Annotated in this window: 8 protein-coding genes, 1 other RNA gene and 1 pseudogene; 7 read left to right on the forward strand and 3 right to left on the reverse strand. The window is 73.0% G+C overall.

Annotation, left to right across the window (positions count from 1 at the left end):
- Window positions 1-63 precede the first annotated feature (63 nt).
- On the forward strand, window positions 64-1,509 hold the full coding sequence (locus AOK22_RS34945; RefSeq protein ID WP_055702734.1) for an RNB domain-containing ribonuclease: 1,446 nt from the start codon (window positions 64-66) through the stop codon (window positions 1,507-1,509).
- On the opposite strand, the gene AOK22_RS34950 is transcribed toward AOK22_RS34945, so the two are convergent.
- Window positions 1,491-2,165, reverse strand: coding sequence for a hypothetical protein (locus tag AOK22_RS34950; protein WP_055702729.1), 675 nt, complete (start codon window positions 2,163-2,165; stop codon window positions 1,491-1,493). The two genes, AOK22_RS34945 and AOK22_RS34950, sit on opposite strands and share 19 nt — an antisense overlap.
- On the reverse strand, window positions 2,162-3,001 hold the full coding sequence (locus AOK22_RS34955; protein ID WP_055702730.1) for a MerR family transcriptional regulator: 840 nt from the start codon (window positions 2,999-3,001) through the stop codon (window positions 2,162-2,164). The genes AOK22_RS34950 and AOK22_RS34955 overlap by 4 nt, the downstream gene beginning before the upstream one ends.
- 116 nt (window positions 3,002-3,117) lie before the next feature.
- On the opposite strand from AOK22_RS34955, the gene AOK22_RS34960 reads away from it, so the two are divergent.
- From AOK22_RS34960 to AOK22_RS34975, 5 genes and pseudogenes are all read left to right on the forward strand, one after another.
- A complete protein-coding gene (locus AOK22_RS34960) occupies window positions 3,118-4,023 on the forward strand; it encodes a helix-turn-helix domain-containing protein (RefSeq protein WP_079037022.1) in 906 nt (301 codons plus the stop codon).
- Window positions 4,024-4,042: 19 nt separating this feature from the next.
- Window positions 4,043-4,825 (forward strand): annotated as a pseudogene (locus AOK22_RS44085) (DMT family transporter); the annotation flags it as partial.
- Window positions 4,826-4,949: 124 nt separating this feature from the next.
- An RNA gene (rnpB, locus tag AOK22_RS34990) (RNase P RNA component class A) lies at window positions 4,950-5,354 on the forward strand.
- Window positions 5,355-5,459: 105 nt separating this feature from the next.
- Window positions 5,460-6,122: a TetR/AcrR family transcriptional regulator gene (locus tag AOK22_RS34970; RefSeq protein WP_079037023.1), complete on the forward strand. Its 663-nt coding sequence runs from the start codon at window positions 5,460-5,462 to the stop codon at window positions 6,120-6,122.
- A 48-nt stretch (window positions 6,123-6,170) separates the two neighbouring features.
- Window positions 6,171-7,379, forward strand: a complete 1,209-nt coding sequence (locus AOK22_RS34975) for an MFS transporter (RefSeq protein WP_055702732.1) — start codon at window positions 6,171-6,173, stop codon at window positions 7,377-7,379.
- 1 nt (window position 7,380) lies between these two features.
- On the opposite strand, the gene AOK22_RS34980 is transcribed toward AOK22_RS34975, so the two are convergent.
- A complete protein-coding gene (locus tag AOK22_RS34980; protein WP_107102105.1) occupies window positions 7,381-7,686 on the reverse strand; it encodes a LuxR C-terminal-related transcriptional regulator in 306 nt (101 codons plus the stop codon).
- A gap of 197 nt (window positions 7,687-7,883) precedes the next feature.
- Between AOK22_RS34980 and AOK22_RS34985 the strand changes: the two genes are divergently transcribed.
- Window positions 7,884-8,817: MFS transporter (locus AOK22_RS34985; RefSeq protein WP_079037024.1), on the forward strand; the 934-nt coding region annotated here is incomplete at its 3' end.

An 8,817-nucleotide genomic window follows, 5' to 3' on the forward strand; every position in this document is an offset into this window, starting at 1 on the left:
GCCCATCGGCCCCTCGGCCCGTCAGCGCGTGCCGTCGGCCGGCTCCCGGCCTACTCTCGGTTCATGCCCCGCCGCCATCTTCAGGTGACCGGCGCAGCCGAGGCTCCGCTGCGGGCCGTGCTGCGTGAGCTGCGCACGAGACTGGACGTGCCCGACGCGTTCCCCGCCGACGTGCTCGCCGAGGCGGAGCGGGCCGCCGCGGCCCCCCGGCTGCCGTCCCACGACGCCACGGACATCCCCTTCTTCACCATCGACCCGCCCACCTCCGTCGACCTCGACCAGGCCATGCACCTCTCGCGCCGCGCCGACGGCCAGGGCTTCAGGGTGCGGTACGCCATCGCCGACGTCGCCGCGTACGTGACGCCCGGCGGGCCGCTCGACGCCGAGGCCCACCGCCGCGTCACCACCCTCTACTTCCCCGACGAGAAGGTCCCGCTGCACCCCACCGCCCTCAGCGAGGGCGCCGCCAGCCTGCTGCCGGACCAGACCTGCCCGGCCGTCCTGTGGACCATCGACCTCGACGCGGACGGCCGCCCCGAGCACACCGACGTGCGCCGCGCCCTCGTCCGCAGCCGCGCCAAGCTCGACTACGACGGCGTGCAGAGGGCCGTCGACGACGGCACCGCCGAGGACGCCGTCGCGCTGCTGCGCGACATCGGGACCCTGCGCGAGCAGCTGGAGACCGACCGGGGCGGCATCTCCCTCGACGTGCCCGAGCAGGAGATCGTCGAGCGCGACGGGACGTACGAACTCGTCTACCGCGCCCCGCTCCCCGCCGACGGCTGGAACGCCCAGATCTCCCTGCTCACCGGCATGGCCGCCGCCGACCTCATGATCGGCTCGGGCACCGGCATCCTGCGGACGCTGCCCACCGCCCCCGACGGCGCCGTCGGCAGGCTGCGCCGCACCGCCACGGCGCTGGGCATCGACTGGCCGCACCACGTCCCGTACGCGCGGCTCGTGCGCTCGCTCGACCCCCGCACGTCGCACCACGCCGCCTTCTTGCAGGAGTGCACGACGCTGCTGCGCGGCGCGGGCTACACGGCCTTCAGCGGCGGCCGGGTCCCCGAGCTCACCACCCACGCCGCGGTCGCCGCCCCCTACGCCCACTGCACCGACCCGCTGCGCCGTCTCGTCGACCGGTACTCCGGCGAGATCTGCCTGGCGGCCTGCGCGGGCGAGGAGCCGCCGGAGTGGGTGCTCGCCGCCCTGGACGCGCTGCCCAAGGAGATGGCGGACGGCACGCGGCGCGGCAACACCGTGGAGCGGGAGTGCGTGGACATCGTCGAGGCCGCGCTGCTCAAGGACCGGGTCGGCGAGTTCTTCGACGCGGTGGTGGTGGACGTGAAGGAGGGCGAACCGGCCGTCGGGACGGTGCAGTTGGCCGATCCGGCGATCGTGGCCCGCATCGAGGGCGGGACGTCGAGGCTGCCGCTGGGGGAGCGGCTGCGCGTCCGGCTCACGCAGGCGGATCCGGGCACGGCGAAGGTTCAGTTCGCTCCCGCGTGAGGGTCCGCCCCCGAGGGGCGGGAGGGGGCGGCGAGCCGCTCCCGCAGCGCCGCGAGGAGCTTCTCCGGCTCGTCCGCGTGCAGCCGTACCGTCGTCACCTCGCGCCGCCTGCCGAGGAAGCCGATGGCCGTGACGGGCGCCGAAAGGTCGAGGGTCAGCGACGTCGTCGAGGCGACCGGCAGATCGAGCACGCCGTCGGCGGGCTCCCGCGTGAACCTCCGCTCGGCGCGCACGCCCGCGATCACACCGAGCGGTATGCGCAGATCGCGGTGCGCGCCCTGGCGCAGCCGCAGCGCGTCGGGCGACAGCACGTGCGGCCGGGTCACGCAGGCCGCGTGGATACCGAGCACCAGGACCACGCTGTAGACGTCGACGACCAGCATCACCGCGTGGGCGACAGGGAAGTCCCGCAGCAGGACGGCCATCCCGTACGCCTCGACGACACAGCCGAAGGTCAGCAGGTACATCATCGCCGCCTGGTCGCGGGCGTGCCCGAAGGCCCGGTCCGCCTCCCGCCGCACACCGTTCCGCCGGCGGGCCGCCCACAGCACGAGGCTGACCAGGACGCGCAGTTCGTGTCCGACGAGCCGTCGCACGGGCGTCGGGACGAGGGCCGTGGCGCGGGTGGCGGCCGGGCGCGTGCCGGGGGTGCTCATCCGGTCTCCTCCCCGTGCGTTCCCCTGCGGACGAGCAGCCGCATCGCGCGGCGTACGGCCTCGGCCTGCGCGGGCGCGAACTCGGCGAAGACGGCCGCCAGGAACCCCTCGTCGCCCGCGCCGCCGCCCTCGGCGAGCACCCGCGCGCCCGTGACCCCCAGCTCCGTCACGAGGGAGTCCGGCAGGGCGTCGGCGAGCAGGCGCGCGGCGCGGTCGACGGCGTCGTCCGTGCGCGGGTCCGCGAGGTCGGCGTCCGCGAGGGCGTCCAGCCGCACGTACACCTCGTGCGCCCGCTCCGCCGCGCCCGGCGAGGCGAGGGCCGGGCGCATCGCCGCGAGGAAGGCGTCGCGGTCCTCCGGCGCCGCGGTGGTGTCGAGCAGGGCGAGGAACGCGCGGTCCTGCTCGGCCATCGCGGAGTGCGGGACCGCGTGCTCCGCCGACGCGCGGGCCATCTCGCCGAAGAAGTCTGCCAGTTCGGGGGAGACGGGGCCCTCGCGCGTCAGGCGTCCGCGCTCCGCGTCGTCGAGCAGCGACCGCAGCCGCGCCCGGCGCTCCTGGAGGGCGGCCTCCTGCCGGGCGAGATCGGCGTCCAGTTCGGCGAGGATCTCGGCGAGCTCGCGGCCCGCGTCGTCGGCGAGCGCGTCGCGCACCTCGGCGAGGCCGAGGCCGAGCTCGGTCAGCCGCCTGATCCGGGCCAGGGCGACGGCGTGCCGCAGCCCGTACACGCGATAGCCGTTGGGCCGCCGTTCGGGCTCGGGCAAGAGGCCCAGGTGGTGGTAGTGCCTGATGGCGCGTGGGGTGACGCCGACGGCGCCGGCGAGCTCTCCGATCCGCATGGGCCCAGTAGAAACGTTGACGCTGCGACAAGGTCAAGCGCGGCGCGGCATGGAAGAGGCGCGCGCGGTGTTGCACCGGTGACGGCGCGACGAGTCACCGGGGGAGCGGGCACCGCATGCAGCACACGCACGACGCGTACGACACGCACGACGACGGGACGACGGCCGACCGGACGCGGCGGCCCGGAACGCCCGCCGCCCACCCCCGCGAGCAGGCCGTATGGACCCGCACCTCGCTCGGCCGGTGCGGCCAGACCCTCGACCTGCTGACCGCCCGCTTCGACCGCCACCGCTACGCCCCGCACTACCACGAGGAGTTCACCGTCGGCGTCTGCGTCGGCGGCTCCGAGATCATCGACTACCGGGGCGGGCGGATCCACCTGGGGCCCGGCTCCATCGTCGTCCTCGCGCCGGGCGAGGTGCACACCGGCGGCCCCGGCGCGACCGGCGGCTACGCCTACCGCGCCATGTACCCGGCGCTCCCGCTCCTCGCCGAGGGCACCGCGACCCTGCCGCACTTCCGCGACCCCGTGATGGACGACCCCGAACTGGCCGCCGCCCTGCGCACGGCCCACATCGAACTGAGCGGCCCCGCCGAGCCGTTGGAGACCGAGTCCCGCGTCCCCTGGCTGCTCACCGCGCTCGCCCGCAGGCACGGCGGCGCCCGCCCCCTCGCCGACCGCGTCCCCGGCGCCGACGGCATCGCCCGCGCCGTCCGCGAGCGCCTCGCCGACGAGCTCCTCGCCCCGCCCTCCCTCGCCGAACTCGCCGCCCCGCTCGGCCTCTCCCGCTACCAGCTCCTGCGCGCCTTCCGTACGTCGACGGGGATGCCGCCCTACGCCTGGCTCGCCCAGTACCGCGTGAGCCGCGCCCGCGCCCACCTGGAGGCGGGCCTGCGCCCCGCCGAGGCGGCTCCGCTGGTGGGCTTCGCGGACCAGGCGCACCTCACGCGGTGGTTCCGCAGGGTGCTCGGCGTGACCCCGGCGGCGTACCGCAACAGCGTTCAAGACACCGGGCGGTGACCCGGCCGAGACTGCCCGCATGACGGCACGCGGTTGGATTCTCTTCTGGCTCATGGGTGTCCTGTGGGGCATCCCGTATCTCATGATCAAAGTGGCGGTCGACAGCGATCTGTCGCCGTCGGTGGTGGTCTTCACGCGCTGTGCGCTCGGCGCGGCGCTCCTGCTCCCCTTCGCCGTACGGCAGGGCGGGCTGGTCCGCGTGGTCACCACGCACTGGCGTCCCATGCTGGCCTTCGCCGGCGTGGAGATCCTCGGCCCCTGGTGGACCCTGACCGACGCGGAGCGGCGCATCTCCAGCTCCACGGCGGGGCTCCTGATCGCCGCCGTCCCGATCATCGGCGCCGTCCTGGCCCGCTTCTTCGGCGACACCGAACGCCTCGGCGCCCGCCGCCTGACCGGTCTCGGCCTCGGCCTCGGGGGCGTCGCGGTGCTGACCGTGCCGCATCTGACGGGCGGCGACGCGTGGTCGCTGACGGAGGTCATGCTGACGGCGCTCGGCTACGCCGTCGCCCCGCTGATCGTGGCCCGCCATCTGCGCGACGTGCCCACCCTCCAGCTCATCGCGCCGTGCCTGGTCCTGGCCGCGCTGGTCTACGCCCCCGCGGCGGTGGCCGGCCGCCCGGCCGCCGTGCCCGACGCCCCGACCCTGGCCTCCCTCGCGGGCCTCGGCGTCATCTGCACGGCGCTCGCCTTCGTCGTCTTCCTCGAACTGATCCGCGAGGCGGGCCCGACGCGCGCGGTGGTCTTCACGTACGTCAACCCGGCCGTCGCGGTCGCGGCCGGCGTCACCTTCCTCGACGAGTCCCTGACCGCGGGCGTCGTCGCTGCCTTCGCCCTGATCATCGCGGGCTCGTTCCTGGCCACGGCAGCCCCGGGCGGCGGACGGTCCACCGCCACCCGGCGGGTAACATGGTCGGCACGGCAGACGAGCCGGGCGGGCGGCCGCGTGAAGACCCCTTCGGGGGCCCTTCCCGAGGAACGTCCGGGCTCCACAGGGCAAGGTGGTGGCTAACGGCCACCCGGGGTGACCCGCGGGACAGTGCCACAGAGAACAGACCGCCCGGCGCTTCGGCGCCGGGTAAGGGTGAAACGGTGGTGTAAGAGACCACCAGCGCCTGAGGTGACTCAGGCGGCTAGGTAAACCCCACCTGGAGCAAGGTCAAGAGGAAGCACCCCGGTGCTTCTGCGCGGACGTTCGAGGGCTGCCCGCCCGAGTCCGCGGGTAGACCGCACGAGGCCGGCAGCAATGCCGGCCCTAGATGGATGGCCGTCGCCCCGGCCCCCGCGAGGGGACCAGGGAACAGAACCCGGCGTACAGCCCGACTCGTCTGCCCCTTCCGCTTTCCTCTCCTTGCTCTTCCCTCCCCCTCTCCCTTCCTTTCGGGGGCACGCAGAGGCGCGGCCCGTTTTTATCACAGCTGTGATATTGTCTGGCGATGCCAGCTCGGATCGATCTCGAACAGCGTCGCAGGGATGTCATCGATGCCGCCTTCAGGCTGCTCGTCGACGAGGGTTTCAGTGGTTTGTCGTTGCGGAAAGTCGCCGCGGAATCAGGGCTGAACATCGGGTCGGTCCGGCATTACTTCGACGACCACCGGCACCTTCTCGTGGCCGCCGCCACCGAGGTCGGCGACCGGATGGGGAAGCGGCTCACGCGGTACGAGCCGCACGCGCTCGCCGGGCTCCGGGGGGAGGCCGCCGTCGATGCCCTTCAGGCGCTGCTCGAAGAGCTGCTGCCGGTCGACGAGGAGCGGCGCGTCGAGTCCATTGTGCTGATGGAGTTCATCGTCGCCGCGCGCGTGCACCCCGACTTCCGGCCGGTGACCGAGCGGATGGCCGCCGACATGCGGCAGGTCGTCGCGGAGGTGCTGGACGTGCTCGGGGTGGCCGAACCGGCCGAGGAGGCCGAGCGCGTCGTCGCCGTCATCGGCGGTCTCGCCCTCGACGCGGTCACCCCGCACGGGTCCCTCGGCGCCGAGCGGGTGCGGAAGACGCTGCGGGCGCATGTGCGCTCGATCCTGGCGGAATCCGAGGGTTCGTCGGAGTCCGCGGGCGTTTCTTCCGGTCGTTCCCGAGGTGGCTCCCGAGGCCGTTCCTGAGGCCGTTCCCGAGGTCGTTCCTGAGGTGATTCAAGAGGGGGATATGTTGTGCCCGTCTGGCTTTTCGCGTTACTTGGCGCTGCCTTCGTCTTCTATACCGACGACTATGTGATCGCCGGTGTTCTGCCGGAAATCGCGCGCGACCTCGACGTCAGCGAGGCACGCGCCGGACAACTGGTGACCGTCTTCTCGCTCACCGTCGCCCTGGCCGCGCCGGTCGCCGGGGTCGCCCTGGCGCGGGTGTCCCGGCGGCGCCTTTTCGCCGTGTCGTTCACGGTCTTCGTCGCGGCGAACCTCGTCGCGTCCATGACGCCCGGTTTCGGGACGCTCGTCGCCCTGCGGATCGTCGCCGCGCTCGCCGCGGCGGCCGCCACCCCGGCGGTGTTCGCCCACGCCGCCGAGCGCGCCCCGAGTACTCATGTCGGCCGGTACGTCGCGGTGGTGGCGCTCGGCGTCACCGGGTCCATCGCGGCCGGGGTCCCCCTCGGCACCTGGATCGGCGGCCATCACGGGTGGCGGGCGACGTTCGCCGCGATGGCCGTGGCCGGTGTCGCGGCGCTGGTCTTCCTGCTGGTGGCCCTGCCCCGGGAGGGCGACCGGGCCGGTGACGTGCCGGGCGTCCGCGAGCAGGTGCGGACCCTCGCCGCCCCGCCCGTGTCGCTGGGGCTCGCCGCCAACTGCGTCCTCATGACCGGCTCGATGATGATGCTCACGTACATGGTTCCCCACATCGAGGCGGTGAGCAGCGCCGGTGTGGACCAGCGCGCGCTCGCGTTCAGCCTCTCCGGGTTCGCCGGCATCGTCTGCATCTGGGCGGGCGGGAGGGCCGCCGACCGGTGGGGGCCCGACCGGACGCTGGTCGCCGGGATCGGCATCTTCACCGGGATCATGGTGGTCCTGGGGCTGCTCTGGTTCGCCCGGCCCGTGCCGTTCGCCGTCCTCGTCGTGGTGGGTACGGTCTGGGGCGGCATCGCCTTCTGGAACTCCCCGGCCATCCAGGCGCGTCTGTATCTGCTCGCCGGACCCGTCGCGCCCCAGGCGCTCGCGCTCAACACGTCGGGCACCTACCTCGGGGTCTCCCTGGGCGGTGTCGTCGGCGGCGTCACTCTGAGTGGCGCGGGGGCGGGGCTGCTGCCGGGTGTCGCGGCCGTCCTCGGCCTGGTCGCGCTGGGGCTGCTCGCCCTCGCCGTCCGCGCGGCCGAGGGGACGCCGGGCGGTGCGCCGGTCGGTGAAGTGGCCGAAACAGCCGACTCGTAGGTCAGCGCGGACCCCCGCTCGGCGTCGTCACGTCCTCGGTCAGGCTCAGCCGGATCAAATGGGCGACGGTCGGTGCGGTGCGCTTGGAGCGGATGCGGCGCAGATACGTGCTCACGGTGTGCACGCTGATGCCCAGGCGTCTGGCCACCTGCTTGTGGGAGAGGCCTGCCGCGATGTGAGCCAGCACCTGACGTTCCCTGTGGGACAACGCCGGTGCGTTCTGAGGGCGGCTGTCTACTGGCATCTTCCCTCCGGGAGAGACTGTCAACACCTCCGGCAGCTTGTGGCCGCAACTTGATCTAACCATGGTGAAGACCAAACAGAAAGGAGTCACAGAGACCCTGGGGTGAACCCTTGGCTACCGAGAGCGATCAATGTTGTCAAGTCGCCAATTCGGGGGACTGTAGGCGCGCTTCGGAGCGGGTGAGTGTGAGAGCCGTCTCGGCTGAGCACAGCCGTGTACGACCACATACGGCAGCCCGGCGGCGGACCAGGGGGGAACGCTTGAGGCACTTTCGCCTGCTCGTCGTGGGCAACGGCATCTCGGCGTACGGCAGTTACCTGAACATGGTGGCGCTCAACGTCTTCATCTACGAGGTGACCGACAGCGCGCTGGCCGCGGGTCTCTTCATGGCCGTGCGCCTGATGACCAGTGTCGTATCCGGCTTTGTGAGCGGACGGCTGGTCTCGGCGTACGACCGGAAGAAGTTGATGGTCGGCGCCGATCTGACTCAGTGCGCCGCCATGATAGCGCTGTTGATCGCGCCGGACGGCGGGCGAGCCGGCCTTCTGTACGCGCTGGCCGTCGTGACCGGATTCTGCTCCACCCTGTCGGGCGTCGCGCTGCGCAGCAGCATCCCGGAGATCGTCGGCGGCGACCTGCGGATGCGGGCCAACTCGCTGCTCGCCACCGGGCGTTCGCTCGCGATGATCGCGGGCTTCGCCTCCGCGGGCCTCGTCGTCGCGCAACTCGGTTACGTCGCCGCCATCTCGCTGGACGCCGCCACGTTCGCGGTCTCGGCGAGCGTGCTGCTCTCGCTGCCCATCCGTACGAGGTCGGCCGAGGAGAAGGGTCCCGAGGGGGCCAAGGAGCCCGCCGACGGGGACGGTTCCGCCGACGCGGACGCGAAGGGAACGGAGAAGGGCACAGAGAAAGGCACGGAGAAGGGCGCCGAGAAGAGCGGCGGGCGTGCGGCGCGGGCCGGGTCGCTCCTGCTGCTGCGCGCCGCCCCCGTCCTCGCCCTGATGATCGTCGTCCGCGCCGCCGACGGCCTCGGCTCCTCGTCCCACAACGTGGCGCTGCCGGTCTACTCCAGCGAGCTCGACCCGTCCCATCCCGCCACGTTCGTCAGCCAGTTCTGGGCCACGTGGGCCATCGGCAACATCGTCATGCAGCAGATCTGCGGGCGGTGGGCCGGGCGCGGCGGGCGGCAGGGGC

The organism is Streptomyces silaceus, from assembly GCF_001419745.1.
Classification (GTDB): Bacteria; Actinomycetota; Actinomycetes; order Streptomycetales; family Streptomycetaceae; genus Streptomyces; species Streptomyces silaceus.

Coding starts and splice junctions, on each gene's coding strand:
- AOK22_RS34945 (WP_055702734.1), top strand. CDS start 64: ATGCCCCGCCGCCATCTTCAGGTGACCGGCGCAGCCGAGGCTCCGCTG.
- AOK22_RS34950 (WP_055702729.1), bottom strand. CDS start 2,165: ATGAGCACCCCCGGCACGCGCCCGGCCGCCACCCGCGCCACGGCCCTC.
- AOK22_RS34955 (WP_055702730.1), bottom strand. CDS start 3,001: ATGCGGATCGGAGAGCTCGCCGGCGCCGTCGGCGTCACCCCACGCGCC.
- AOK22_RS34960 (WP_079037022.1), top strand. CDS start 3,118: ATGCAGCACACGCACGACGCGTACGACACGCACGACGACGGGACGACG.
- AOK22_RS34970 (WP_079037023.1), top strand. CDS start 5,460: ATGCCAGCTCGGATCGATCTCGAACAGCGTCGCAGGGATGTCATCGAT.
- AOK22_RS34980 (WP_107102105.1), bottom strand. CDS start 7,686: ATGGTTAGATCAAGTTGCGGCCACAAGCTGCCGGAGGTGTTGACAGTC.